At 40.3% G+C, this 352-nt stretch carries 1 protein-coding gene; it reads right to left on the bottom strand.

The features are described from left to right. Positions 1–352 (bottom strand): glucuronate isomerase (locus tag RM539_RS20000; RefSeq protein ID WP_311505184.1); only part of this gene is annotated, 352 nt, incomplete at both ends.

Raw genomic sequence — 352 nt, 5'->3', positions numbered from 1 at the left:
CAGGTTATAAAGGATAGTTTTGGTAAGCTTGTTTTTTCCATCTAATGCATCTAAAAACTTCGACAGGTTTTCTGCCTGGCTGTAGTCACCAATGGAATCCCAACCGGTATCGGGCCCAAGCTGCTTCAGCATCCGTTTATTGTTATTCCGAAGGGCACCAAGGTGAAATTGTTGCACCCAGCCTTTTTCGTGATATTTTTCACCTAAAAATAAAAGGATCGCCGTTTTAAATTTTTCGGCTTCCAGGTTAGAAATGTCTTCTCCTTCTCTTTTCTTTCTAAAAATTCCGGCAATTTCTTCTTCAGTAAACCTTTCAAAAGAAACATAATTCAGCCCGTGGTCGCAAAGTCTG

The organism is Autumnicola musiva, assembly GCF_031846585.1.
GTDB lineage: Bacteria > Bacteroidota > Bacteroidia > Flavobacteriales > Flavobacteriaceae > Autumnicola > Autumnicola musiva.
This window is presented reverse-complemented; position numbering and strand designations above follow the sequence as displayed.